Origin of the sequence: Streptomyces sp. NRRL F-5123, from assembly GCF_000721495.1 — a bacterium.
GTDB lineage: Bacteria > Actinomycetota > Actinomycetes > Streptomycetales > Streptomycetaceae > Actinacidiphila.
This window is the reverse complement of record NZ_JOHY01000196.1, coordinates 1-350: the sequence shown is the minus strand read 5'-3', so window position 1 is coordinate 350 and position 350 is coordinate 1. Positions and strand designations below refer to the sequence as shown.

General features: G+C 69.1%; 1 protein-coding gene. It reads right to left on the bottom strand.

Going from position 1 to position 350, the window contains the following annotated elements; all coding sequences use genetic code 11:
- Nucleotides 1-299: KR domain-containing protein (locus IH54_RS41125; RefSeq protein ID WP_324607862.1), on the bottom strand; the 299-nt coding region annotated here is incomplete at its 3' end.
- Nucleotides 300-350 lie beyond the last annotated feature (51 nt).

Below are 350 nucleotides of genomic sequence, written 5' to 3'. Positions count from 1 at the left end.
GTACCGACCACACCCGCAGCAGAGGAGAACACCACGAACGCCGCCAGCTCCACCCCCCGCTCACGCGTCAACTCGTCCAACCACCGCGCCCCGTCCACCTTCGGCGCCAGCACCGCATCCACCCGCTCCGGCGTCAAAGCCGTCACCACACCGTCGTCCAGCACACCCGCCGTATGCACCACACCCGTCAACGGATGCCCGGCCTCCACACCGTCCAGCACACCCGCCACCGCACCCCGATCGGCCACATCACACACGACGAACCGCACCGACGCACCCACCGCCGACACCTCCGCCACCAACCGATCCACCCGCTCACCACCACGACGACCCACCAACACCACATGCCG